General features: G+C 60.8%; 17 protein-coding genes. All 17 read left to right on the top strand.

Features of this window, described 5'->3' with window-relative positions:
- Positions 1-73 precede the first annotated feature (73 nt).
- The 17 genes from ACILSI_RS13825 to ACILSI_RS13745 all read left to right on the top strand — a co-directional run bounded on the left by ACILSI_RS13825 (position 74) and on the right by ACILSI_RS13745 (position 26,115).
- Positions 74-1,309: a sialidase family protein gene (locus tag ACILSI_RS13825; RefSeq protein WP_395722475.1), complete on the top strand. Its 1,236-nt coding sequence runs from the start codon at positions 74-76 to the stop codon at positions 1,307-1,309.
- Positions 1,310-1,427: 118 nt separating this feature from the next.
- On the top strand, positions 1,428-2,309 hold the full coding sequence (locus ACILSI_RS13820) for an alkaline phosphatase D family protein (protein ID WP_395722474.1): 882 nt from the start codon (positions 1,428-1,430) through the stop codon (positions 2,307-2,309).
- A gap of 3 nt (positions 2,310-2,312) precedes the next feature.
- On the top strand, positions 2,313-4,439 hold the full coding sequence (locus ACILSI_RS13815) for a PSD1 and planctomycete cytochrome C domain-containing protein (RefSeq protein WP_395722473.1): 2,127 nt from the start codon (positions 2,313-2,315) through the stop codon (positions 4,437-4,439).
- An 8-nt stretch (positions 4,440-4,447) separates the two neighbouring features.
- Positions 4,448-5,455: a succinylglutamate desuccinylase/aspartoacylase family protein gene (locus ACILSI_RS13810; RefSeq protein WP_395722472.1), complete on the top strand. Its 1,008-nt coding sequence runs from the start codon at positions 4,448-4,450 to the stop codon at positions 5,453-5,455.
- The gene (locus tag ACILSI_RS13805) at positions 5,452-6,678 is read left to right on the top strand and encodes an MFS transporter (protein WP_395722471.1); all 1,227 of its coding nucleotides are present in this window, start codon (positions 5,452-5,454) and stop codon (positions 6,676-6,678) included. The genes ACILSI_RS13810 and ACILSI_RS13805 overlap by 4 nt, the downstream gene beginning before the upstream one ends.
- Positions 6,675-7,586: an alpha/beta hydrolase gene (locus ACILSI_RS13800; RefSeq protein WP_395722470.1), complete on the top strand. Its 912-nt coding sequence runs from the start codon at positions 6,675-6,677 to the stop codon at positions 7,584-7,586. The genes ACILSI_RS13805 and ACILSI_RS13800 overlap by 4 nt, the downstream gene beginning before the upstream one ends.
- A 19-nt stretch (positions 7,587-7,605) precedes the next feature.
- On the top strand, positions 7,606-9,246 hold the full coding sequence (locus tag ACILSI_RS13795) for a family 10 glycosylhydrolase (RefSeq protein WP_395722469.1): 1,641 nt from the start codon (positions 7,606-7,608) through the stop codon (positions 9,244-9,246).
- Positions 9,247-9,262: 16 nt separating this feature from the next.
- Positions 9,263-10,789 carry a N,N-dimethylformamidase beta subunit family domain-containing protein gene (locus ACILSI_RS13790; RefSeq protein WP_395722468.1) on the top strand — a complete coding sequence of 509 codons (1,527 nt, stop codon included), beginning with the start codon at positions 9,263-9,265 and terminating at the stop codon, positions 10,787-10,789.
- A complete protein-coding gene (locus tag ACILSI_RS13785) occupies positions 10,786-11,706 on the top strand; it encodes an aminotransferase class IV (protein WP_395722467.1) in 921 nt (306 codons plus the stop codon). Before ACILSI_RS13790 ends, ACILSI_RS13785 begins: the two co-directional genes overlap by 4 nt.
- 4 nt (positions 11,707-11,710) lie before the next feature.
- Positions 11,711-13,531: a CocE/NonD family hydrolase gene (locus tag ACILSI_RS13780; protein ID WP_395722466.1), complete on the top strand. Its 1,821-nt coding sequence runs from the start codon at positions 11,711-11,713 to the stop codon at positions 13,529-13,531.
- Between the two features lie 7 nt (positions 13,532-13,538).
- Positions 13,539-14,531, top strand: a complete 993-nt coding sequence (locus ACILSI_RS13775) for a hypothetical protein (protein WP_395722465.1) — start codon at positions 13,539-13,541, stop codon at positions 14,529-14,531.
- On the top strand, positions 14,528-17,557 hold the full coding sequence (locus ACILSI_RS13770; RefSeq protein ID WP_395722464.1) for a sulfatase-like hydrolase/transferase: 3,030 nt from the start codon (positions 14,528-14,530) through the stop codon (positions 17,555-17,557). Before ACILSI_RS13775 ends, ACILSI_RS13770 begins: the two co-directional genes overlap by 4 nt.
- Before the next feature lie 20 nt (positions 17,558-17,577).
- Positions 17,578-20,196, top strand: coding sequence for a prolyl oligopeptidase family serine peptidase (locus ACILSI_RS13765; RefSeq protein WP_395722463.1), 2,619 nt, complete (start codon positions 17,578-17,580; stop codon positions 20,194-20,196).
- Between the two features lie 12 nt (positions 20,197-20,208).
- Entirely contained in the window at positions 20,209-21,699 is a 1,491-nt protein-coding gene (locus ACILSI_RS13760; RefSeq protein ID WP_395722462.1) for a M81 family metallopeptidase, read from the top strand.
- A gap of 377 nt (positions 21,700-22,076) precedes the next feature.
- A complete protein-coding gene (locus ACILSI_RS13755) occupies positions 22,077-23,207 on the top strand; it encodes a mandelate racemase/muconate lactonizing enzyme family protein (protein ID WP_395722461.1) in 1,131 nt (376 codons plus the stop codon).
- 80 nt (positions 23,208-23,287) lie between these two features.
- Positions 23,288-24,625, top strand: a complete 1,338-nt coding sequence (locus ACILSI_RS13750; RefSeq protein ID WP_395722460.1) for a DUF1501 domain-containing protein — start codon at positions 23,288-23,290, stop codon at positions 24,623-24,625.
- 5 nt (positions 24,626-24,630) lie between these two features.
- Positions 24,631-26,115: a DUF1501 domain-containing protein gene (locus tag ACILSI_RS13745; protein ID WP_395722459.1), complete on the top strand. Its 1,485-nt coding sequence runs from the start codon at positions 24,631-24,633 to the stop codon at positions 26,113-26,115.
- Positions 26,116-26,120 lie beyond the last annotated feature (5 nt).

The raw sequence follows: 26,120 nt of genomic DNA, 5'->3' as shown, positions 1-26,120 counted from the left end.
TCGAGGAAAAGAACGGCGTTTACGGTGTCGATCCACGTTAGGCAGGCGCTTTGCGGGCCGTTTGCTTCCCGCCATGATTTTCCGACCCGCCCTCGCCACGTTTCTGCTGTGCCTGACACCTGCCTTGGCCCAAACGAAGCTTCAAAAGGCCGATGTCACGCTCGCGCCGCCGAAGAACCTCAAAACGAAGCTCCCGCCGGGCTACACCATCCCCATCGTGGACATCAGCGGCGAGACGCAGCGCCAAGTCATCGTGGATCGCGAGAAAGGCCAGTATCTCGGTCATCCCACGACGGTGCTGCTAGATGACCAAACGACCATGCTCACCGTCTATCCGAAGGGCCACGGTCGCGGCTCCATCGTTTTCAAGCGCAGCAATGACACCGGCCTCACATGGAGTGATCGTTTGCCGACGCCGAAGTCGTGGGAGACCTCGCTCGAAGTGCCCACGCTGCATCGCGTCGTCGATGCGAGCGGCAAAAAGCGCCTCATCATGTTCAGCGGCCTGTATCCCATCCGCATGGCCATTTCGGAGGATGATGGCGGCACGTGGAGCGAGCTGAAAGCCATCGGCGACTTCGGTGGCGTGGTCACGATGGCCACGGTGATCGATTTGAAGACGCCGGGGCACTACCTCGCGTTTTTTCACGATGACGGACGCTTCATCCGCGGCGGCGAGGTGGAGAAATACCGCATCAAAAGCCCCCACGTGCCGGATTACTCGTCCACGACCGCGAAACCGTGGCGCTTCTGGGTTTACACCTGCCTTTCCAAAGACGGCGGCCTCACCTGGAGCGTGCCCGTGCCCATCGCGATGCTGCCCGACGCGAATCTCTGCGAACCCGGTGCTCTGCGTTCACCCGATGGCAAACAGATCGCCGTGCTGCTGCGTGAAAACAGCCGGAAGTACAATTCCTTTGTCATCTTCTCCAATGACGAAGGCCTGAGCTGGAGCGAACCGAAAGAACTCCCCGCCGCGCTCACCGGCGACCGCCATGTGGCAAAGTATGCGCCCGATGGCCGCCTCTTCATCAGCTTCCGCGACACCACGCACGTCAGCGCCACCAAAGGCGACTGGGTCGGCTGGGTGGGCAAATACGAGGACATCGTGAACGGCACCGAGGGCCAGTATCGCGTCCGCATCATGGACAACACCAAAGGCCAGGACACCACCTATCCAGGCGTCGAGCTGCTGCCCGACGGCACCTTCGTCACCACGACTTACGGTCACTGGACGCAGGGCGAAGAAGCCTACGTAGTCAGCGTGCGCTTCAAACTGGAGGAACTCGATGCCAAACTTCAAAAGTAACCGCCGCAACTTCATGGCGGGATTGCCCGCATTCGGATGGATGGCGGCCCATGCGGCTGAGGCACAACCGTTGCAAGACATCATCTTCGGCTCCTGCCTGGAATCGCATGAACATCCCATGCTCGACCGCACGCTCACGCTGCCACGCGACCTATTCATCTTCATGGGCGACAACATCTATGCCGACAAAGGCGGCATCCCGATGATGCAGGAAAAATATGCGCTGCTCAAAAACAGCCGCTTCTTCCGTGGATTGAAGAACAAGCCCATCCTCGCCACCTGGGACGATCACGATTTCGGCCTCAATGATGGCGGAGCGGAGTATGCGCAGAAAAAAGAGGCGCAGACGGAGTTTTGGAACTGGCTCGATGAACCGGCTACCTCACCGCGTCGCAAACAGGAAGGCGTTTATCATTCGCAGACCTTCGGTCCGGCTGGCAAGCGTGCGCAGGTCATCCTGCTCGACACACGCTATTTCCGCAGCCCGATGAAGAAGGCGCCGAAGGACAAGGCCATGCTCGGCGGCAGCAGCGTGCCCACAGACGATGAAACCACCACCATCCTCGGCGCCGCGCAGTGGCTCTGGCTCGAAAAAATCCTCATGGAGCCTGCGGAACTGCGCATCATCGTCTCCAGCATCCAATTCGCCCCCGAGGCTCACGGCGGTGAGTGCTGGGCGAATTTTCCGCACGAGCAGCGGCGCATGCTCTCGCTCCTCAAAGGCCAAACAGCCCTCGTTTTGAGCGGAGACCGGCATTGGTGCGAGTTTTCCCACAACGGCGTCTTCGACCTCACCTCCAGCTCGATGACGCAGAAGCACCCACGCGGCACGCCCACGCCGAACAAGCATCGAATCGTGCCCAAGACCTACCATCTGCCGAATGTGGGCCATCTGCGTCTCGATTGGGAGTCAGCCACCTTCAGCGCAAAAGTCATTGCCGAGGACGGTGAGGCGAAAATCACGCATCAAGCGGCGTTCACTGATCTGCTGGTCCGCTAAAGCATGCGCCTCGTCATTCCATTCACGCTCCTTGCCACCCTCGGCGTCCTCGCCGAGGAGAAACGTGTCGAGTTCAATCGTGACGTGCGCCCGATCCTCGCCTCGAAGTGCTACGCCTGCCACGGTCCCGATGAGGACAAGCGCGAGGCGGATCTGCGGCTCGATGTGCGCGCGGAGGCGGTCAAAGAGGCGATCAAGCCCGGCAAGCCGGACGACAGCGAGTTCTGGCATCGCATCAGCACCACCGAGGCGGATGACGTGATGCCGCCGCCATCCTCGCCGAAGCAGCTCACGAAAGCGGAACGCAATCTCTTCCGTCGCTGGATCGCGGAGGGTGCCGAATACCAGGATCACTGGTCTTTTGTGCCGATCAAGCGTCCCTCCGTGCCACCAACGACGAGCAAGAATCCCATTGATGGCTTCATCGAAGAGAAACTGCGTCCTCATGGACTCAAGCCCGCAGTGGAAGCCGATCCCATCACGCTGATCCGCCGCGTTTTCCTCGATCTCACCGGTTTGCCTCCGACTCCGTCCGACTTGTCGGATCTGTCCGACTGGTCTGACGAAAAGTATGTCGCACTCGTGGATCGCTTGCTAGCTTCTCCTAACTTCGGCGAGCGCTGGGCGCGGCACTGGCTGGACATGGCCCGCTACGCTGACAGCAACGGCTTCCTTGGCGACGGCCTGCGCCCGAATGCCTGGCGCTATCGTGACTGGGTCATCGACGCGATCAACCGCGACCTGCCGTTTGACCAGTTCACCATTGAGCAGATCGCCGGTGATCTGCTGCTGAATCCAACACTCGCACAGCTCACCGCCAGCGGCTTCCATCGCAATGCCGCGTTGAACACCGAGGCGGGAGTGGACAAGGAGGAGGCGCGTTTCCAAAACCTCGCCGACCGCGTCAACACCACCGGACGCGTGTGGATGGGCCTCACCGTCGGCTGCGCGCAGTGCCACACGCACAAATACGACCCGATCACCATCCGCGACTACTACAGCTTCTATGCCTTCTTCAACAACACTGTCGATCAAGACGAGCCGAACACCAAAACACCGGCGCTGGCCGAGGTGATGAACGATCGCCGACAGACCTATGTCCACATGGCGGGTGATTACACCCGGCGCGGCCCTGATGTCATTCCTGCAAGCCTTTCGGCACTGCCACCGATGACAAATCCCACGCAGCCTGAGCCAAGCCGTCTCGATCTCGCCAAGTGGCTCGTTTCACCGCAGCATCCGCTCACCAGCCGTGTCTCGGTGAATCACATCTGGAGCAAGCTCCTCGGCATCGGCCTGGTCAGCACACCGGACGACTTTGGCGCCACTGGCGAGCCGCCATCGCATCCTGAGCTGCTCGACTGGCTCGCCAGCGAGTTCATGCGCCAGGGCTGGAGCCGCAAGCAACTCATCAAGCTCATCGTCACCTCGGCGACCTACAAGCAATCCTCCGCGCATCGCGATGACATCGTCGTGGTCGATCCGCTGAATCGGCTCCTCGCTCGTCAAAACCGCCTTCGTCTGGATGCCGAAATCCTGCGTGACTCCGCGCTCGCCGTCAGCGGGCTTTTGAAGCCCACAATCGGCGGACCGAGCTTCCGCCCGCCTTTGCCAGAAGATGTGTTTGATGTCGGCCGCTCGTCGAACTGGAAGGCCAGCCCTGGCGATGAAATCTACCGCCGCAGCCTCTACATCATCACGCTGCGCAGTGTGCTCTATCCCACGCTCACCACCTTCGACGCGCCGGACGCCGCCGACGCCTGCGTGCGCCGCGAGCGCTCCAACACGCCCCTGCAAGCCCTCACCATGATGAACGATGGCGTCTTCGTCGAAGCGGCACAATCGCTCGCTCTTCGCGTCTTGCGTCAAAGCCCCGCCGAAGCGCCGAAGCGCCTGCAAAAGCTCTTCCGCCTCGTTTTGAACCGCGAACCGCGTTCGGAAGAGCTTTCACGGCTCCTAGCCTTCCACGCCGAACAAAAAACTCGCGTGCAAAACGATGGTGTCGAAGCTCTCAAAGCCCTCGGAACTCACGAAAAGGCCGTTCCGCCTTCCGAAATCGTCGAAGCCGCAACACTCGTCGCCTCCGCTCGTGTGCTCCTGAATCTCGACGAGTTCATCAACCGCCAGTAGCCGCTTTTATGGTCATCACCTCCCTCGATCTCGACAAACCGGGCAAGCAGCAGGGCTTCCTCCAAGTCCCCTATTCTCACAACCTCGGTGGTTGGGCGAATGTGATGATCCCGATCACCATCGTTGCGCGTGGCAAAGGGCCGACGGTGCTCGTGCTCGGCGGCAACCATGGCGACGAGTATCAAGGCCAGATTGCCATCATGAAACTCGCACGCGAGTTGACGCCTGAGAAGGTCACGGGCCGCATCATCTTCATTCCATCGCTCAACATGCCTGCGGCCCGTGCAGCGACGCGTTTGTCACCGCTGGATGGCATGAACATGAACCGTGCTTTCCCCGGCGATGCCGAAGGCCCAGTGACGAGCCAGATCGCGCATTACCTGCGCACGATGCTGTTTCCGATCAGCGATGTGGTGATCGACATCCACAGCGGTGGCCGCAGCATGGAATTCGTTCCTTGCTCGCACATGCACCTAGTGCCGGATCGTGAGCAACGGGCGAAGATGTTCGCTGCCATGCTCGCCTGGGGCACGGAGTTCTGCTTTATCTATGCCGACATCGCGGGCACGGGCCTGCTGCCGGTGGAAGCCGAGAATCAGGGAAAGCTCGTCGTCACCACCGAACTCGGCGGCGGCGAGTGCATTCCCGCCAGCGTGCATCGCATCGCGCAGAGTGGATTGCGCAACGTGCTCGTTCATGTCGGAGCGCTCAAAGGCCGCGAACAGCCGCGCAAAGCACCCGCGATCATCACGCAGGCCACGAATCGGGAAGACTACATCCTCGCGCCTGAGTCCGGCATTTTCGAGATCGCGTTCGATCTCGGTGCGAAGGTGAAGAAAGGCCAGATCGTCGGCTACATCCATCATGTGGAGCGTCCTGATCGAGCGCCGGAGGAGATCATCGCGGAGAGCGCTGGTTATCTCATCACCATGCGCGCCCCGTGCCTCACGCAGCAGGGCGATTGTGTCGCCGTGATCGCCAGACAAGTCAGCGAGCGCGAGGTTCTACGCGCATGAGCAAGGTGAAGTCAGCCGGCGCGCTCGTCGCGTTCATGTGGTTCGCGTATTTCCTGAACTACTGCGACCGCCAGGCGGTCTTCTCGATGTTTCCATCGCTGAAGGCCGATCTGAAGATGACGGACCAGGAACTCGGCCTCGTCGGCGCGATGTTCCTCTGGGTCTATGCCTTCGGCTGTCCGATCTCCGGCTATCTCGGTGATCGCTTTTCAAAGCGTCTCCTCGTCGTGCTCAGTCTCGTCGTCTGGAGCGTCGTCACCATCGGCACTGGACTCGTAGCCTCAGGTGCGATGCTGCTGGCCATGCGTGCTGCAATGGGCGTCTCAGAGTCGCTTTACATGTCCAGCGCCGTCGCGCTCACCGCCAGCGCGTATCCGGCTGCCCGACGTTCACGCGCTGTCTCGATGCTCATGACCGGGCAGATCGCAGGAACTGTGGCAGGCAGTTGGTTCGGCGGCTGGATGGCGGATCGCGGCCAATGGCGAGAGGCCTTCTTTGCGCTAGGTGCGGTCGGCGTGCTATATGCGCTGCCTTATTTTGCGTTTCTGCGCCGTGTCGAGGAACCGCAGACGGACAAGGCATCGACGACAGCGGGCATCACCTTCACCGCGCTAGGTCGTTCACGCACTTTCATGCTGCTGTGCCTCGTGTTTCCGGTGTTCGTCTTTGGCATCTGGCTGCTCTACGGCTGGCTCCCGGCTTTCCTGCACGACAAGTTCTCGCTCAATCAAGCTGATGCCGCCTTCAACGCCACCGCCTTCCTGCAAACCGCGACCTTCGTCGGTGTGATCAGCGGCGGCATGATCGCCGATGCTCTCTTCCATCGCACGAAAGCCGCACGCCTGTGGCTCATGGTGGCCGGCCTCGCTCTCTCCGCGCCGTGCATTCACCTGCTCGGCAATAGCGACACGATTCTTGTTACGCGCATCGCCGCGACAGGCTTCGGTTTGTTCAGCGGCCTCTTCATTGCGAACATCTTCCCCGCCGCCTTTGATGTTGTTTCGTCTGACGCACGCGCCACCGCCGTCGGAGTGCTCAATTTCTTTGGTGCGATCATGTCCGGTTTCGCCACGCTCTTCGGCGGCATGTGGAAGCAGACGCTCGGCATTGACCGCCTGCTTTCGATTACCGCCGTCGCCTACCTCGCAGTGGCAGTCGCCTTGATCATCGGAATCCGATGCCTGTTTTCACGCGATCATCACACTCAAAATCCCACGTCATGAAAAGAACAGCCGCTTTCGCTCTCGTCGCCCTCTTTGCTGTCGCCCCAGGTCTGCTCGCGCAATCCGCAGCCCCAGTCGCCAAGCCAACTCCCACTCATCGCGTCCCGCTTTGGTCCGCTGGCAAAGCGCCCATCGGCGGCGGCAAGACCGAAGACTGCACGAAGGAACTCGAAGTATTCCTCCCTCCTGCCGACAAAGCGAACGGCGCAGCCATCGTGCTCTGCCCCGGCGGCGGTTACATCCGCCACGTCACGGACCGCGAGGGTTATCCCATCGCGCAATGGCTCAACGAGCACGGGATCGCCTGCGTCATCCTCGAGTATCGTTTGCCGGACCTGCATTATCAGGTGCCGCTCCTCGATGCGCAACGCGCCATCCGCGTCACTCGCGCGAATGCCACCGCGTGGAAGATCAATCCGAAGCGCATCGGCATCCTCGGCTTCTCCGCAGGAGGTCACGTCGCCTCCACAGCGCTCACGCATTTCAATGCGGGCGATGCTGCCAATGCCGATCCCATTGAGCGCCTGAGTTGCCGCCCTGACTTCGGCTGGCTTGTCTATCCTGTCGTCACCATGGGCCAGTTCACGCACACCGGCTCCAAAGAGAAACTCATCGGCTCCAATGCCGCGCCTGAGCTCGTGCGCCTCTACTCGAACGAACTGCAGGTCACCGCCGAAACACCGCCCACCTTCCTCGCCCATGCGATCGACGACAAACCCGTGCCGCCCGAAAACAGCCGTCAGTTCGTCGCCGCGATGAAGCAGCACAACGTCCCCGTCGAACTCCTCGAACTCCCCAGCGGCGGCCACGGCCTCAACGGCTGCAAAGGCCCGCTCTGGGAGCAGTGGAAAGCCGCCGCGCTGAAATGGCTGGCTGCGCAGAAACTCATCCCTCAAAGCGCCTTGTGAGAATTCACCTCCATCTGCCATGAATCGCCGACAGTTTCTCCAAACGAGCGCTGGTGCGGTGTTAGGCACGACGCTGCTGCACGCTGTGGAACTGCCGGCGGATCATCTCGAAATGATGCGGAGAAGGAAACGACGCATCGTCGTGCAATACGATGCGAATGATCCCATGTGGAGCTTCTGGAAGCTCCACCGGAATGCCGACGCCAAGTTCGAGCGCTTTCGCGACGTGGTCTTTTCGCAGATGGATGCGCCGGGCAGCCAGATCGACGCCATCTGGTGGGACATCGGCGGCAGTCCGCTGGGCTGTTCTTATCCGAGCAAGATCGAACCGCCGGTCGATCACCCACTGCTGAAGCAATGGCTCAGTGAAGGCATCGATTGGGTCGAGCAACTCGTCAATGAAACGCGCCGCCGCAAGCTGGAGGTCTTTTGGAATCACCGCATCAGCGAGGTCGAATGCATGCCCGAAGGCGGGTTGTCGAAGCAGTCGCATCCACTCAAGGTGGAGCATCCCGACTGGGCTGTGGCGACATCGTGGTGGCCGCAGGGCATGTGGAATCTCGCCGCACCTAGATTGCGCGAGCACAAGGTGGCGATCCTGCGCGAACTGGCGACACGCTACGACCTGGATGGCATTCAGATTGATTTCTCGCGTCACATTCCGTGTCTGGCCGTTGGGCATCAATGGGAGCTTCGCGGGCATGTCACGGAGTTCATGCGCATGGTCCGCCTGATGTTGCTGGAAGTCGCGCAGCAGCGCGGACGCCCGCTTCTGCTGGCCGCGAAAGTGCCGCAGACTCTTGAAGGCTGCCATGCGGACGGCTTTGATGTGAAAGCCTGGGCCGATCAGCATCTTGTCGACGTTCTCACCCTCGGATCGCGCTCGATGGACGTGGATGTGGAAGGCATTCGCGCCGCCGTCGGTGACGGCGTTCAGCTTCAACCGTGCTTCGACGATCACCACACCACCGATGGCTATCGCTATGGCTCCATCGAGTTCTTGCGTGGTGTCTTCGCTAATCACTTTCATCGCGGAGCCGACAGCTCTGCGACTTTTAACTGGTCCGTCGGCACTCCCGAAGTCTGCCGCATCGTCGGTTCGGACGTCGGCCCACCGTCGCATCAAGCGGCCTACCAACAAGTGGGCGATCTAAAGACGATGGCAGGCAAAGACAAATTCTTCGCCGTCGAACGACGCGGCGGTTATCCCTGGGCAGACGGTTTCTTCAACCGCAATGACACCGCGCCTTTGCCGAAGCAACTCGATGGCAACGTTGCGAAGTTCACGCTGCACATCAGCGATGCACCGCCAGCAAGTGATGTGAAGGCCAGCCTCACGCTGCGCTGCGTACTCTTTCAAGCCGAGGAGGCTGATGCGTTTGAGTTACGATTCAACGGCAACTTCCTGCCCATCACTACACGCGATGTCGAATGGAAGGACGCACAGATTTTCTCCCCAAAACCCCAGCCCACCTCCGGCGGCAAAGGCGACTACCAGATCAATCCTCAGCAGCGCCTGCTGCGGCTCGATTGCGCGGTGCCGCGTGAGGCCTGGAAGCTCGGGGTAAACGAAGCAGAGATCCACCTCACGACTCTCTCGCCTTTGACAAAATCCTCTGTGCAACTCGAGAAGGTGGAGGCGCATCTGCGTTATCAATAATGCCGGTAGCGCCACCATGAAAACAGTCCCACCCACTTCATCGCTGATGAACCGCAGACAGTTCATCGCCACGACCGGATCGTTCGCGATGTCCGCGCAGATCGGACTCGCGGATTCTTCTTTGAATGTCATCACGACCGAGAACGCGAAGCCCGGCACGCGCGATTGGATGCTGACCAAGACCGGCGTCGATCCAAAGACAAAGTATCGCTGCCCGTGGATCGAAGGTTACTGCTCGCGAACCAGCGTGCGAGGTGGTGAGAAGATCATCTTTCACGTCAGCACAAATCCGCCTTCGCCCTTCACCATTGACATCTACCGCACTGGTTACTACGGCGGCGATGGAGGCAGGCACGTCTTGAGCCTCGGTTCGTTCAAAGGCGTGACGCAGCCCGATCCTCCCATCGGCCCGAATCGTTTGCGCGAATGCCAGTGGGAAGCCTGCACGGAGCTGACGATTCCCGACGATTGGGTGAGCGGCGTGTATGTCGGCAAGCTTACCGCCGAGCGCGATGGCTGGCAGAGCTACGTCATCTTCATCGTGCGCGATGACCGGCGCGCGGACTTTCTATTCCAATGCTCCGACACCACCTGGCAGGCCTACAACCGCTGGCCGGACCAGTTCGCGCTCTACGACGACGGCAAGGACCAGTGGTATTGCGGCCCCGGCGTGGATGTGAGCTTCGACCGGCCCTACGGCAAGTATTGCCAGATCCTTGATGCGCCGCTGTCCACCGGATCAGGCTCGTGGTTCCTGTGGGAGTTTCCGTTCGCTTATTGGATGGAGGCGCAGGGCTACGACGTGAGTTACATCTCGAATCTCGACACGCACGCCGACGCGAAAGGCCTGCTGCGGGCGAAAGGCTTCCTCAGCATCGGTCACGACGAATACTACTCGATGGAGATGTATGATCATCTCAAGGCAGCCGTCGCCGCTGGAGTGAACGCCTGCTTTTTCTCCGGCGACACCTGCTGGGGCCGCATCGACCCGCGTCCGTCATCAAGCGGCGCACCGAATCGCATCTTCAGCCGCATCGACGCCTTTGGCCCGCGTCTTCCCGGCGGCGATTGGGCGGGCGCGGCCAAGTTCCCATATCAAACACCGAGCGAAGCCGATCTCATCGGCGCACGCAATGCACCGCCTGTCACCGGCGGCGGCCCGTGGGTTTGCTCGATGCCGGATCACTGGATCTTCGCGGGCACCGGCATGAAAAAAGGTGATGGCATTCCCGGTCTCGTCGGTTGGGAGTGGATGGGGTTGCCCGCAGATATTCCCGGACTCGAAGTCGTGTCCACCGGCAAGACTCGCAACGGCGCCAACGGCACCAAGGGCGAGGGTGTTTACGCTGCGACGATCTATCCCGGCCCCAAGAAGAACATCGTTTTCAATGCCGCCACATGCTGGTGGGGCGATGGTTTGTCAGCACCTCCCGGCTATGTGAGGCCCAAAGTCTACACCGAACCCAAAGGCGTGGATGTGCGTGCGCAACGCATCACGTCGAACATCCTCGATCGTATCAAACAAAGCTCGCACGTCTCATGACTGAACCCATCGTCTATCTGAACACCGGCTTCCTGCCCGCATCGCAGGCGAAGCTGAACATCTACGATCTCGGCATCGTGCTCGGCGCGACACTCACCGAGATGACGCGCACGTTCCGGCATCAGCCTTATCGTGCCGAGGATCATGTCGCGCGCTTGTATCGCTCGTTGAAGTATTCCGGCATCGTAGTTCCATTGTCGCAGGAGGAGATGCTGGCGCGGACCAATGAGCTTGCCGAAGCCAACTGCAAACCTTTGCAGCCACATGAAGACATCGGCATCGTGCATTTCGTCACGCCCGGCGAGAACGCGCTCTACGCTGGCAGCGCTGGAGCTGCCGGGCCGATGACGCCGACGATTTGCATCCACTCGTTCCCGCTGCGATTCAGCATGTGGCGGCATTTGTTTGTCGATGGCGCGCATGTCGTCACGCCGTCCATTCGGCACATCCCGCCGCAATGCATCGAGCCAAAGATGAAGAACCGCAGCCGCCTGCACTGGTTCTTGGCCGACAAGCAATCGCAGGCCGTGGACCCACGCGCGATCACGCTGCTGCTCGATCTCGATGGCAACATCACCGAGTGCGCAGGCTCAAACTTTGTCATCATCAAAGGCAGCACCATCATCACGCCCACCACGCGCAACATTCTCTGGGGCATCAGCCTGCAAACCGTGAAGGAACTCGCGCCGAGCCTCGGCATGGAGTTCATCGAAAAGGATTTCCAGCCTTACGACGTGATCAACGCCGACGAAGCCTGGCTCACCACCACGCCCTACTGCCTCGCGCCCTGCACGAAGATCAACAACATCCCCATCGGCGATGGCAAACCCGGAGCGTGGTTCAAAGCGATGCAGCAGGCATGGAGCCAACGCGTTGGCTTGGACATCTCGGCGCAAGTGCTGCAACCCGACTCATGAACTTATGAAACCGATCTTCCTCGTCTTCACAACTCTGCTGCTGGCTCCTTTGACCGCGATTCATGCGGAAGCACCCAATCCCGGCCAATACTCCGCCGAGAAGTTTGAAGTGCGCGCGACTCGCGGCAACAAAGCTGTCATGCGCGATGGCGTGAAGCTCTCTGTAGATGTGGCGCAACCGAAGGCCGATGGCCGATTCCCTGCGATCCTGATCATCACGCCTTACAGCAACAATCCCGGCTTTCAAAAGCGCGCGGCATGGTTTGCGAAGCGTGGCTATGTCGTCGCGGTGGCGGATTCGCGCGGGCGATTCGATTCGGAGGGGACTTGGGATCCGTTTGATCCAAAGCACAAGACGGATGGTTACGACCTCGTCGAGTGGCTAGCGCACCTGCCGTGGTGCGATGGCAAGGTGGGCATGATGGGCCTGTCCTACATGGGGTGGGCGCAGTGGTGGACAGCCACGCAGGCTCCGCCGTCGCTGAAAGCCATCGTGCCGGAGGTCGCGCCGCCGGATGCTATGTTCAATGCGCCGTATCAGAATGGCGTGCTCGTTTCCTGGATGGTGGACTGGGGCGGAGCGAATGCGGGACGTGTCGGCCAGACGATGGGGCCGGGGCCTTACGGCGGGTTTGCCTCGGAAGAGCGACGCCTCGCGGATTACATGAAGCTGCCGTACTTGAAGCTGAATGAGCTGCGTGGAGCGATGGATGCGCCGTGGTTCGAGAAGTGGATTCGCGGCAACACTTCCTCCGATCCGTATTGGCAGGGCATCGCTTATCAGAAGCCGGAAGAGTATGCGAAGATCGTCGTGCCATCGCTCGCGGCCACGGGCTGGTTTGATGCCGACTTCCCCGGCGCACCGATGAACTACCTCGCGATGAAGCAGCATGGCGCGAACGCCGATGCGCGTCGTCCGCGCATGGTGATCGGCCCTTGGCAACACATCATCAACACGAGCCGCAAGCTCGGTGCTTTCGACTACGGCGAGAAAGCGATCATCGACTGGGATGGCTACGTCTGCCGCTGGTTCGACCACTGGCTCAAAGGCATCGACAACGGCGTGATGAACGACGCGCCTGTGCACGTATTCGTCATGGGGCGCAATGAATGGCGCGCTGAGCAGGACTGGCCGCTGCCGCAGACGCGTTGGACGAAGTATTATCTGCACAGCGGCGGTCACGCGAACTCGATCAGCGGCGACGGCGTGCTGAGCACCTCACCGCCCACCGGATCGGATCACGACTCGTATGTCTATGATCCCGCCAAACCCACACGCTCGCCCTTCACCGGCGGTCACTTGGAAGACGGAGCCGCCGACACTCGGAAGTCATCCGGCGGCCCCGATGTGCTCGTCTATACGACACCACCGCTCGATGAAGAGGTCGAAGTCACCGGCCCGATCACCGCCAAGCTCTATGCCGCCACCTCCGCACGCGACACCGACTGGATGGTGCGACTCATCGACGTGCAGCCCGACGGCTTCTCCGCCATGCTATGCGAAGGCATCATGCGCGCCCGTCATCGTGATCCCGATCACGCCGGCACCTTCAATCCCTCCAAGCTCAGCCTCGTCGAGCCGAATCAAGTCTATGAATACACCATCGACTTCTGGCGGGCGACCTCGAACGCCTTTCTGAAAGGCCATCGCATCCGCGTCGAGATCTCTAGCAGCTACTTCCCCTACTACCTGCGCAACCTCAACACCGGCGCGGACAACATCGGCCTCGAAACCACGAGCGTCATCGCCATGCAAAAAGTGATCCATCATGCCGGGCAGGCATCGCACATCGTGCTGCCAGTGATTCCGCGCGCTAAACCCTGAACCAACGATGAAAACTCACTCATTCCTTGGTTCCAGCGACGGCATGCGTCGTCGCGACTTCCTCCGCGCCTCATCCCTTGCCGCGATTGCCTGCTCATCGGGTCTGAATGCGCTCGCGGCAGACGCGCCCAGCCACGTCACACTCCAAGCAGGTGATCTCATCGCCGTCATCGGCGAAAACTCCGCGCAGGGCGAGCATCGAGCGGGCTACAACGGCGTGTGGAGCCTCCGACATGCAAAGGGCACGCGCAGCATCTTCGTGCCTGCCGTCGCGGGATTGAATCTCGAGCACATCGTCACAGGCGAGCATCTGGAGGACTCAAAGACTTTCTTCGAGCCGCGCAACGCGCCAATGACGCTCACGCGACTCAGCGACACCGAGGCGGAGTTGCATCAGCCGCCGACACCGACGTTCCACGTCGAAAGCTGGACACGCTTCCAGCTCGTCGCGCCGCACTACCTCGACATGCACTTCCGCTGCCGGGCCCATCGCGACGTGTTCCTGCGAGGCTACCTCTCGTTGTTCTGGGCCAGTTACATGAACGCGCCCGCGGACAAGAGCATGTATTTCCTCGGCGGACTCGACGCGCAGAAGGACATGTGGACGCAATTCTGCACGCAGTGGCACAACGACCAGAGCACCGTGCGTCATCGCGATGACACGTTCGAGATGACCTTCCCCGAGGGCGGTCGCGACACACTTTTCAAGAGCCTCTCGCGCTTCCGCTTTGACGAACCGTTCTTCTACGGCCACTTCGACGATCTTACCTGGATCGTCATGTTCGACCGCACGGAAGGCATCCGCCTCACGCACTCACCGAGCGGCGGAGGAACCAATGCAGCGCTGAAATCCACCAATCCAGCCTGGGACTTCCAGTTCCTCATCCAGAGGCCTGAGCTGATGAAGGACTACGGCTTCAAGGTGCGAACCGCCTTGCGCCCGAAGTGCTCGCGTGATGAAATCCTCGCTGAGTTCACGAAATGGAGGGAGGCGAAATGATCTACCAATGTGCCATCGCCTTTTTATGGTTCGCAGTCGAGGCCACTGCCGCCACGCTCAAGGTTCCGGATGACTTCAAAACCATCCAGAGCGCTATCGACACCGCCAAGACAAGGGACATTGTTCTGGTGGTTGACGGAACGTATCGCGAGCCAATGAAACTCAAGCCGGGCGTGATCGTGAGAAGCGCCGGCAATGAAGACAAGGGCAAGCTCGGCCTCAAGCGAGCCGAAATGACGATTCTCGAAGGTGGCGTCGAGATGGCGGATAGGGCTGTCTTGGACGGCTTCACTGTCACCGGTGTCGGCAAATACGACGAGAAGCTCTGGCAGCATCACTTTGACACGCAGGGCAACGAGCAGTCGCACGAGCACATTGGTGCGGCAGGCGTTCCGGGCATCGCGGTGGCGGTGACGTGCGAAGTGAAGAACAACATCGTCCATCACATCGGCTGCACAGGCATCGCCATCACCGCTGGATCGCCGCGCATCATCGGCAACGTCTGCTATCACAACATGGGCGGTGGCATCGGCTCCATGAGCGACTCCACGGCCGTCATCGAGAAGAATCTCTGCTTTGAAAACTTTTACGCCGGCATCGGCTGTGATGGCGCGAGCCCGCTCATCCAGGACAACGAATGCCACACGAACATCCGTGCCGGCATCGGCATCAGCGAAGGATCGTCGCCGAAGGTCGCCGGCAATCGTTGTTTCAAAAACCGCCGCGCAGGCATCGGCATCCGCACAGGCGCGGAAACGCGCCCCGTCGTCGAGGCCAACGAATGCCGCGACAACGACATGGCGGGCATCGGCGTCGAGGAAGGTGCTCGCCCGACGCTGACGAAGAACAAGCTCACGAACAACAAACTCGTCGCCATCGGCATCAGCGGCGGCTCGGAGGCCATCATCACAGAAAACGACATCTCCCGTGAAGGCGGCGCTCCACCGATGATCGCCGTGCTGGAGAAATCGAGCGCCCGGATCGCAGGCAACAAGATTCGCGGTGGCGGTGTTGCAGGTGTTTTGGTCAAAGGCAAGGCGGCTATTTGCGACAATCATTTCATCGGCAGCGGCCCGAAGGCGAACAACGCGATCTGGGCACACGCGGGCGCGGAAGTGACGCTCAGCGGCAACAGGATCGAAGGTTGGAAACACGAGATCTCCGCCGCGAAGGACGCCAAAGTTTTCGCAGGCGAAGAGAAGCCTGCCGCACGTCCGAACATCCTCTGGCTCACCACCGAGGACATGAGCCAAAACCTCGGCTGCTACGGCGACGCGCAGGCCATCACACCACGGCTCGATGCGCTGGCGCGGGAGGCCGTGCGATTCACGAATGCGTTTGCCACCGCGCCGGTCTGCTCGCCGTCGCGTTCGTGTCTCATCACCGGGATGTTTGCCACGTCGCTCGGCACGCAGCGGCTGCGCTCGGCGTTTCCGGTGCCGGCGGAGTTCGGCCCCTTCACTGCTGAGCTGCGCGCGGCGGGCTACTACTGCTCGAATAACGTGAAGACCGACTACAATCTGCGCGACGAACCGGCTTTCATCCGCGCAGCATGGGATGACAGCTCCGTGAAAGCGCACTGGCGCAATCGCCGCGCCGGGCAGCCGTTCTTTTCCGTGGTCAATTTCATGACCACGCACCAGTCGCGCACGAGCGCGTGGCCGCACGAGCAGTTTGAAAAGGAAATCGGCTCGAAGCTGTCGCCCGTCGAGCGGCACGACCCCGCACGCATGATGCCGCCACCGTTTTATCCCGACACTGACGAATCGCACCGAGCGTGGGCGCGCTATCATGATTGCATTTCGCTCATGGACCAGCAGGCCGGCGAAATCCTAGACCAACTCGCCGCGGACGGTCTCGCAGACGACACGATCGTCTTCTTCTACTCCGATCACGGCATGGGCATGCCGCGTGGCAAGCGCTGCCTGCAAGACTCCGGCCTGCGCGTGCCTTTGCTTGTGCGTTTTCCGAAAAAATGGGCGCACCTAGATCCATCGCCACCCGGCAGCGTGAACGGCCGGCTCGTGAGCTTCGTGGATTTCGCGCCGACGGTGCTGAGCCTGTGCGGGGTGAAAGCGCCCGCGTATTTTCAAGGCAGCGCCTTCCTCGGCCCGGACGCGGCAACACCGAACGAGTTCGTCCACGGTGCTCGCGACCGCGTGGACGAGGCGTTCGATGTCTCGCGCAGTGTGCGTGATACGCGCTGGCTCTACATCCGCAATTACATGCCGCACCTATCGTGGATGCAGCCCGAGGGCTACTCGGACACCTCGACTTTTCGACAGGAATTCAAGCGCCTCGCGGCCGAGGTAAAGCTCTCGTCCGGCCCGCTCACCTACGCCGCCCCGCATCGCGCGTTGGAAGAACTCTACGACACGCAGACCGATCCCGACAATCTCCACAACCTCGCCGCCGATCCGCAGCATCGCGCCGTGCTCGAGAAGATGCGCACCGAACTGCGCCGCTGGCAGCTCTCCACGCGCTACACAGGTTTCCTCACCGAGCCGCAGATGTGGACTCACATCAAAAGCAAGGAAACAGCATGGTCCATCGCGCACGATGACGCACGCTATCCGCTCACACGCATCCTTGATGCCGCCGATGCCGTGGGCCGCGCGGATGCCGCACCGCGTCAGCGCGAATGGCTGCGCGATTCCGACGACGGAGTGCGCTACTGGGCGGCCGTCGGCTTGCACGCCCGTGACACGCTCGCCGATGTCGATCGCAAATCTCTGCGCACGGCATTGAGCGATGCTTCGCCCGTCGTCCGAATCGAAGCCGCTGCCGCGCTCGCACGGCACGGTGACGCTGCGACTGCGCTTCCAGTGCTAACCGCCGTGCTTTCCAAGGAACACCGCGAGATCGTTCTCCACGCCGCGCGCTCGCTTGAACTGCTCGGCCCCGCCGCGCAACCTGCCCACGACGCGATGCGCGCCGCTCTCGTCACGGCGCGCGTGGCTGAGAAGAGCGGCGACCCTATCGCCATGTTCATCCGTTTCAGTCTCGAAGCCGCGCTGTCACCGTGACTCGTCATCCGCCGCACCACATGAAAACCATCTCCGCCATCTTCCTTGCCGCCAGCGTTTCCGTGGCTGCCGATCCGCAGGACATCGCCTTCAACTCAACGCTGGACAGCACAGAGCAGCGCTACATCGAGCTTGTCCCGAGTGAAACGACTCCGAATCCCATCCGCGATGTCGTCATCGCCCTCCACGGCCACGGCTCTGACCGCTGGCAGTTCATCAATGCAGATCGGGGTGAGTGCAAAGGTGTGCGCGATGTGGCCGCAAAGCATGGCTTGATCGTCGTTTCGCCCGACTATCGATCCAGGACATCGTGGATGGGACCGAAGGCCGAGGCGGATGTCGTGCAGCTCGTCGCGGAGATGAAACGACGGCGCAAGATTGGGCGAGTGTTCATCGCGGGAGGTTCCATGGGCGGTACATCGGCATTGATCTTCGCCGCGCTGCATCCCGAACTGATCGCAGGCGTTTGCAGCCTGAATGGAACGGCAAATATGGTCGAGTATGCGAAGTTCCAAGACGCCATCATCGCCTCGTATGGCGGCACCAAGGTCCAAGTGCCCGACGAATACAAAAAGCGCAGCGCCGAGCTGTGGCCGGATCGTTTCGTGATGCCTGTGGCCGTCACCACGGGTGGCAAGGATGACGTGGTGCCGCCGCAGAGCGTGCTGCGGCTCATGGAGAAGCTCAAACTGGCCAAACGCAAGGTGTTGAGCATTCATCGCGAAGCTGGCGGTCATTCCACCAACTACGAGGACACCTGCGCAGCGATGGAGTTCATGCTGCGCGAGGCAGTGAGCACCAGCGCTTTGCACGAGTCGGCGAAAACGCTCAAAGCACAGATGGCGAAGCTCAAACCAGCTCATGCCGATCTGCTGGCCGATGCCGAGGTGTTTCACAAAGGCAGCGAATGTGCGCTGCGCTACGAATCCGCGTTCACCGCCAGAGATGTCGCCGCGATTGAGAAGGCGCTGTCTCGTGGCACCGAGCGCGTCACGGCTCTGGCGGCGAATCAATCGTCATGGACCACGAAGAAAGGCAAAGTCGTGCGTGGCTTTGTTTCCGCCGTCGATGGATCGACACAGCCCTACGGCGTCATCATCCCGAAGAATTACGACGGCACGAGACCCATGCGGCTCGATGTCGTGCTGCACGGCAGCTCAAAGCCCGTCGGCATGAGTGAGCTGAAGTTCATGTCACGTTTCGATGAAGGCGATGCCAACAAGCCAGGCCCTGAGGCGGATTACATCGAGCTGCATCCGCTTGGTCGCGTGGAGAATTGCTACCGATGGGCGGGCGAGACGGATGTGTTTGAGGCCATTGAGGGTGTGTGCCGAAACTACAAAATCGACCGTGACCGCATCGTGCTGCGCGGCATGTCGATGGGTGCTTCGGGCACCTGGCATCTCGGTTTGAAGCACCCGGACCGCTTTGTCGCCATCGGCCCGTATTGCGGTTATGTGGACACGCATCGCTTCTCCGAGACGCCGATTCCCGGCTTCATCAAGGTCGGCCCGCTGCCGCCACATCAAGAGATCGGCCTGCACATGCTCGACTCCGTGGACTATGCCGCGAACGCCGGAGTCGTGCCCGCCATCGCGGCCATCGGCGACAAGGACATTTTCTTCCATGCACACGTCATCATGGGCGAGTCCTTCGCCAAGGAAGGCATTCCATTTACCAATCTCATCTCGCACGGCACCGGGCACGTCATTGATCCAACGACACACGCTGAGCAGATGCGGCGTATCGGCGAACACGTCGCCAAAGGGCTCAATAACGACCCGAAGCAGCTCCGATTCGTGACCTGGACGCTCAAATACAACCGCTGCCACTGGCTGGAACTCCTCAGCCTCGGCAAACACTACGAACGCGCCGAGTTCCGCGCCAACGTGACCGATGACAGCATCGAAGTCAGCGAGGTGGGCAACATCACCCGCTTCGCTATCCATCGCCCGGTTTCTAAGATGCGCATCGCCGGTATCGAGATCGCGTTACCGCCGCACAAAGCCGATGACGTGCTCGTTTTCAGCAAAAGAGGCGATTCGTGGCAATGCGACGGCCCGCGCAGCCAAATCACCCTCACCGGCAAACGCCCCGGCCTTCAGGGGCCGATTGATGATGCCTTTGCCACGCCCTTCCTCTGCGTGCGCGGCACCGGCAAGCCTTGGAATGCCGAAGTGAACACCTGGGCCACTGCCAGCCTGAAGCGCTTCGAATACGAATGGGCGCGCTACATGCGCGGCGATCTGCCCGTGAAGAACGACACCGAAGTCACCGAGGCCGATGTGCGGGACAAGCACCTCATCCTCTTCGGCGATCCCGGCAGCAACTCATGGATCGCCAAAGCCCTGCCTAAACTGCCGGTGACGTGGACCCGCGGCGAAATCCGTCTCGGCGAACAAACGCAGTCGGCCAAAGACCACTCCCCTACTTTCATCTGTGCCAGCCCTCTCGCCAAGAATCGCTACATCGTCATCAACAGCGGCCACACCTTTCACGAGACGGAGTTTGCCGCCTTCAACTACCTGCTTTTTCCACGCCTCGGCGATTGGGCGGTGATGAACGTCAACGCCGATGAGCCTGTGATAGCGGGTTATTTTGATGAGTCTTGGATGAAGGCTGGCGTTGTCACACCGTAGAAAGAGACACCCATGCCCCGAATCCTCATCGCCGAATGCAAACAAGAAGTCTCCACCTTCAATCCGCACCTCAGTGGCTACACAGATTTTGGCATTCGACGTGGTGAAGAATTGCTGAACTACCACCGCACCGTGCGGAATGAGATTGGCGGAGCGCTCAGCGTTTTTGATTCGACACCTGGGGTCGAGTTGGTGCCGACCTACAGCGCGTTTTTTATCACCTCGGGTGGCACATTGGCAAAGGCGGACTGGAATCGGATCGCGTCGGAGTTTCTCGATTGCATCCACGCAGCACCGCCCGTCGATGGTGTGTATTTCTGCATGCATGGCGCAATGGCGAGCGAGGAGGAACTCGATCCCGAGGGCTGGCTGCTGGCAGAGATGCGGAAGATTCTTGGCGAGAACATCCCCATCGTTGTGTCACTCGATCTGCATGGCATCCTCACGGATCGCATGGCCGAGCACAGCAATGCGGTCGTGGCCTATCACACCTATCCGCACGTCGATTTCTTCGAGACGGGCCAGCGCGCAGCGAAACTGCTGCTGAAGATCGTCGCGGGCAAGGTGAAGCTGGTCATGGCCAAAGTGACCGTGCCTGCATTGGTGCGTGGCGATGAGTTGATCACGGCCAGCGGTTCAATTCGACATGCGGTGAATGCCGCGAAGTCAGTCGAGCAAGGCCCGGGTGGACTCTCGGCAGCGATGATGTGGGGCAATCCATTCACCGATGTGCCGGAACTCGCCTCATGCGCCTTCGTCGTGACCGACAACGACCCCGCGCTGGCCGAACGCGAAGCTTTGCGCATCGCTAACCTGTTCTGGGAACATCACGAGAAGATGCAGGTGCCGCTCGTGAGCTTGGCGGAGATGACGAGCATCGCGAAAGCGCACAACAGCGGAACGCTCGCTCTCGTCGATGCCGCCGACGCGACCAGCTCCGGTGCCTCGGGCGATAGCAATGCGATCCTGCGCGCATTGATAGAGTCTGGCTGCACATTGCGCACGCTGCTGCCCATCGTCGATGGACCAGCGGTCAAAATGGCCTTCGCAGCCGGCATCGGAGCAACGATCACGACGACCGTTGGAGGCACGCTTGATCCGCAGCGTTTCAAACCGCTCCAGATCACCGCGAAAGTGCGGTTGCTGTCTGACGGACGTTTCCGCAGCGAGTCCTTCGGCGAAGAATGGCTCGCTGGCCCCACGGCGGTGCTTCAGACAGACAGCTTCACGCTCGTGGTCAGCAGTCGCGCGGTGAATCTTTACGACCGCTCGTTCTTTTACGCGCACGGCCAGAATCCGGAGCGCTTCGACGCCGTGGTGGTCAAATCACCGCACTGCCAGCACCACATGTATGCTGACTGGTGCGCCCGCATGGTGAATGTGGATGCGCCCGGCTCCTCCAGTGCCAATCTGCCTTATCTCGGTCACACGCGCTGCGCGCGGCCCATGTTCCCGCTGGATGCGGAGGTCAGCTTCATTCCCAGAGCCAGAATCTATGGATAATTCCCTGCCGCAAAGTACTTCACAGAAGCCGATATCAGAAGAGGCGGATCAAGCTGCGTGTACGTTTGCCGTTATAGGAGGCATGTTGTCTGGTGCTGCCATCAAGTTTTGGCCTGACCACACAACAGTGGACGATTCTGTGGGCATATGGCCGATTTTTTGGATCTTCGCCGGTGCGGGCCTTGGCATTCTCGGATTCGTGGGAGTGATGGCACCGGCGCTCGTATTGTTACTTCGAGCACAAACTCGATTACGCCTCGGACTCATCGCTGTCGGCCTGGCTATCACTTCCATTGGCGTCGTTACTCTCACGAAATGGCAGGCTGTTCCAACGCTTGACCATGGACCTTAGCTATTCCCCTTCACAATCATCACCCATGAAAATCCGAGAAATCCGCTGCGCAGGTTTGCGCGGTGCCACACCTGAAGGCGGCTGGAGCAACGAACTCCGGCCTGAAGACTGCGTACACACGCTCATCGCCGTTCACACCGATGAAGGAGTCGTCGGACTCGGCAGTGTGTTCACGAATGACGCGCTGGTTCGTGCATCGCTAGCCGTGTTGGAGCCGCTGTATCGCGGCGAGAACGCCCTCGAACCGGAGCGCGTGAGCGAAAAGCTGCATCAGAACATGTTCTGGCTCGGTCGCGGCGGTTCCATCACGCACGCGATCAGCGGCATCGACATCGCGCTGTGGGATTTGCTCGGCAAAGCCACGGGTCAGCCCGTGGGCCGTCTGCTCGGTGGTCGGTATCGCGAACGCGTGCAGCCGTATGCCTCGCTGCTCATGGATGAGCCGGAGAAGTTGCACGATCATCTTCTCAAAGTGAAAGTGCAGGGTTTCCGCGCCTTCAAAATCGGCTGGGGGCCGTTTGGGCGACGCAATGCGGCGACGGACGAAGCCATTGTGAAAGCCGCCCGTGAAGCCGTGGGGCCGGACAACAAGCTGATGGTCGATGCCGGTGGCAGCGATGCGCATTGGACAAACGGCTACAAGTGGGCGCTCAACACCGCGAAGATGCTCGCCGATTACGATGTGCATTGGTTTGAGGAAGCGCTCACACCCGACTCGCTCGAAGACTTTGCCAAGCTACGCGAGCACTCGCCTGTGCCGATCAGCGGCGGCGAGGTGCTGACGCGACGTCAGGCTTTCCAACCCTTCCTCGAAGCACGCGCCTTTGACATCATCCAACCTGATGTGACCAAAGTCGGCGGCATCAGCGAGGAGCGCCGCATCGCCTGGATGGCGCAGGAGCACGGTGTACAGTTCATCCCGCATGGCTGGAACACCGCCGTCGGTCTCGCGGCCGATTTGCATCTCGCCTCCGCCTTCCCAGGCACCGATCTGGTCGAGTATCTCACCGGATCGCCCTTCATCGACGAAATCACCCTCGGTGGCTGGAAACTCGATGCCGATGGCATGCTGGCGATCCCAACGAAACCAGGCCTCGGCCTCGAACTCGATCCTGAAGTGGTGAAGAAATACACCGGCGGGGAGAAGCTGCTTTAGAGACCGCCGGGCACGTTGCATGGTGTTTGCTGGCTTTTAAGGCGGTAAAACGAACCTGATTCCACGCGTTTAATCTCTGCATGCTCACCCTTTTCTCCAAACAGTCCGCCAACCGCTACTGCGACGGCCTTTCGCGCCGTTCATTCCTGCGCATCGGCGGCTTGGGGCTTGGCGGCATGAGTTTTCCCGAGTTGCTGCGTGCGGAGTCGGAGCAAGGAGTCGGCAAGTCGCAGAAGGCGCTCATCCTGGTTTACCTGCCAGGCGGGCCGCCACATCAGGACATGTATGACATCAAGGTGAACGCGCCTTCAGAGGTGCGTGGACCGTTCAAGGCCATCGGCACGAACGTGGCGGGCATCCAGATCAGCGAGCACCTGCCGCGCATGGCGAAGATGGCGGATAAGTTCAGTTTCATCCGCAGCGTTGTGGGTGCGAAGGACCGGCACGAGAGCTTTCAGTGCGTGACAGGCCGCCTCAGCAACAATGCGCCTCCGGGTGGCTGGCCGGAGATCGGCAGCGTGGTGTCGAAGCTAAAAGGCGGCGCGCCCACCGTGCCCAGCTACGTGAATCTCTCGCAACAGATGAAGCACACGCCTTACAATCAGGGGCGGTCGAGTTTCCTCGGAGTGGCCCACGCGCCCTTCATGCCGCTGGAACGTGGGAAGGAAGACATGTCCCTCAATGGCGTGACGCTGGAGCGTCTGGGCGACCGCCGCGGCCTGCTCTCCGCCTTCGACAACTTCCGACGTGAGACCGATGCCTCGGGCACGATGGCGGGGATTGATGTCTTCCGGCAGCAGGCCTACGGCATTCTCACTTCATCGCGACTTGTCGATGCGCTCGATCTTTCCAAGGAGTCGCCGAAGATCCGCGAGCGCTACGGCAAAGGCACCGACAAAATTCAGGGCGATGCCGCACCTCGACTCAATGAGCAATTTCTGCTCGCCCGCCGGCTCGTCGAGGCCGGTGTGCGTGTGGTGACGCTCAGCTACAGCTTCTGGGACTGGCATGGGCAGAACTTCAAGAACGCGCAGGAGAACTTGCCCGACTTCGATCAGGCGATCACCGCGCTCGTGCAGGACTTGCATGAACGTGGCATGGACAAGGATGTGACCGTGCTCGCCTGGGGCGAATTTGGCCGCACGCCGCGCGTTAATGACAAAGGCGGGCGCGATCACTGGCCGAACGTGTCCTGCGCCTTGCTCGCCGGCGGCGGCATGCGGAATGGGCAAATCATCGGTGCCACCGACCGCCTCGGCGGCGAGGCCTCGGACCGCCCGGTGCACTTCCAGGAGATCTTTGCCACGCTTTACCACAACCTGGGCATCAATCCGCACACCAGCACGGTGTCCGACTTCTCCGGTCGCCCGCATTACCTGGTCGATAACGAATTTCAGTCGATCAAGGAGCTGGCCTAGCTCGCATGTCCCCTTTTGAAAAACACCTCACCCAAACCCGCCGCGATTTTCTCGCGACGAGTTCATGCGGACTGGGTACGCTGGCTTTGGCGTCTTTGCTGAAGCAGGACGGCTTGCTGGCGGAGGAGGCTAGCATCCCAGCGAATCCGCTTTCGACTCGCGTGGCACATTTCGCGCCGAAGGCGGAGCGCTGCATCTTCATCTTCCTCGAAGGCGGGCCTTCGCAGATGGACCTCTTTGATCCGAAGCCTCTGCTGAACAAATACGACGGTCAGCCGCTGCCCGATTCCATCGTGGGCAATGCGAAGTTCGCCTTCCTGCAAAAGGACTCTGCCACCGTGATGGGCACGAAGAGGGTCTTTAAAAAGCACGGTCAATGCGGCATGGAGATCAGCGATCTGCTGCCGCACATCGCGACGTGCGCCGATGACATCGCGTTGATCCGCTCGATGCACACGACGCAGTTCAATCACCTGCCCGGGCAGCTCATGCTGAATTGCGGCGAGTCCCGGCTAGGGCGTCCGAGCGTGGGCGCGTGGGTGACCTATGGCCTCGGCAATGCCTCGCAGGAGCTGCCGTCGTATGTCGTGATGGTCAGCAAAGGTCGTGGCCTGCCAGGGGGCAGTTCCACGTGGTCGAGCGGCTTTTTGCCATCGTCGTATGGCGGCGTGATGTTCCGCAACGGCGCGTCGCCCGTGCTGAATCTCGCCAACCCCGATGGCATCACGCCGGAGATGCAATCCGCGAGCATCCGAGCACTGAACGACCTCAATCGCCTCCAGCACAAGCATATCGGCGATCCCGAAATCGCTGCGCGCATCAACAGCTACGAGCTGGCCTTCCGCATGCAAAGCTCGGCACCGGAACTGGTTGATCTCAGTGGCGAATCGCAGGCCACGCTGGATGCGTATGGCGTGAATCGCATCGAGCCGCCGATCAAGAGCAACCTCGGCGGCATCGGCAACTACCAGACCTTCTCGCGGCACTGTTTGAATGCGCGACGCATGGTCGAGCGCGGCGTGCGCTTTGTGAACATCATTCACGCCTCGTGGGATCATCACAGCGCCCTCGATCCGCAGCTCGCGCATAATTGTCAGATGGTCGATCAGCCCATCGCCGCGCTGCTCAAGGATCTGAAACAGCGCGGCCTGCTCGACACGACGCTCGTCGTGTGGGGCAGCGAGTTCGGCCGCACCGCGCTCGGCGAGAACCGCAAGGGCTTCAAGAAGGTCACCGGACGCGATCATCATCCGTATGCCTTCAGCCTATGGATGGCCGGTGGCGGCATCAAAGGCGGCCAGGTCCATGGCGAGACGGATGACTTCGCCTGGCACGTCGCCCGCGATCCCGTGTCCATGCACGACTTCCACGCCACGATCCTGCATCTCTTCGGCCTAGATCACAACAAGCTCAGCTACCGCTTCCAAGGCCTCGACTTCCGCCTCACCGGCGTGAATCCGGCGAAGGTGGTGAAGGGGCTGATTGCATGATTTGA

Source organism: Prosthecobacter sp. (assembly GCF_044232965.1).
Taxonomy (GTDB): Bacteria; Verrucomicrobiota; Verrucomicrobiia; order Verrucomicrobiales; family Verrucomicrobiaceae; genus Prosthecobacter.
This window is presented reverse-complemented; position numbering and strand designations above follow the sequence as displayed.

Excerpts from the sequence above, each read along its gene's own strand:
- ACILSI_RS13825 (WP_395722475.1), top strand. The coding sequence starts at position 74 with ATGATTTTCCGACCCGCCCTCGCCACGTTTCTGCTGTGCCTGACACCT.
- ACILSI_RS13820 (WP_395722474.1), top strand. The coding sequence starts at position 1,428 with ATGCTCGACCGCACGCTCACGCTGCCACGCGACCTATTCATCTTCATG.
- ACILSI_RS13815 (WP_395722473.1), top strand. The coding sequence starts at position 2,313 with ATGCGCCTCGTCATTCCATTCACGCTCCTTGCCACCCTCGGCGTCCTC.
- ACILSI_RS13810 (WP_395722472.1), top strand. The coding sequence starts at position 4,448 with ATGGTCATCACCTCCCTCGATCTCGACAAACCGGGCAAGCAGCAGGGC.
- ACILSI_RS13805 (WP_395722471.1), top strand. The coding sequence starts at position 5,452 with ATGAGCAAGGTGAAGTCAGCCGGCGCGCTCGTCGCGTTCATGTGGTTC.
- ACILSI_RS13800 (WP_395722470.1), top strand. The coding sequence starts at position 6,675 with ATGAAAAGAACAGCCGCTTTCGCTCTCGTCGCCCTCTTTGCTGTCGCC.
- ACILSI_RS13795 (WP_395722469.1), top strand. The coding sequence starts at position 7,606 with ATGAATCGCCGACAGTTTCTCCAAACGAGCGCTGGTGCGGTGTTAGGC.
- ACILSI_RS13790 (WP_395722468.1), top strand. The coding sequence starts at position 9,263 with ATGAAAACAGTCCCACCCACTTCATCGCTGATGAACCGCAGACAGTTC.
- ACILSI_RS13785 (WP_395722467.1), top strand. The coding sequence starts at position 10,786 with ATGACTGAACCCATCGTCTATCTGAACACCGGCTTCCTGCCCGCATCG.
- ACILSI_RS13780 (WP_395722466.1), top strand. The coding sequence starts at position 11,711 with ATGAAACCGATCTTCCTCGTCTTCACAACTCTGCTGCTGGCTCCTTTG.
- ACILSI_RS13775 (WP_395722465.1), top strand. The coding sequence starts at position 13,539 with ATGAAAACTCACTCATTCCTTGGTTCCAGCGACGGCATGCGTCGTCGC.
- ACILSI_RS13770 (WP_395722464.1), top strand. The coding sequence starts at position 14,528 with ATGATCTACCAATGTGCCATCGCCTTTTTATGGTTCGCAGTCGAGGCC.
- ACILSI_RS13765 (WP_395722463.1), top strand. The coding sequence starts at position 17,578 with ATGAAAACCATCTCCGCCATCTTCCTTGCCGCCAGCGTTTCCGTGGCT.
- ACILSI_RS13760 (WP_395722462.1), top strand. The coding sequence starts at position 20,209 with ATGCCCCGAATCCTCATCGCCGAATGCAAACAAGAAGTCTCCACCTTC.
- ACILSI_RS13755 (WP_395722461.1), top strand. The coding sequence starts at position 22,077 with ATGAAAATCCGAGAAATCCGCTGCGCAGGTTTGCGCGGTGCCACACCT.
- ACILSI_RS13750 (WP_395722460.1), top strand. The coding sequence starts at position 23,288 with ATGCTCACCCTTTTCTCCAAACAGTCCGCCAACCGCTACTGCGACGGC.
- ACILSI_RS13745 (WP_395722459.1), top strand. The coding sequence starts at position 24,631 with ATGTCCCCTTTTGAAAAACACCTCACCCAAACCCGCCGCGATTTTCTC.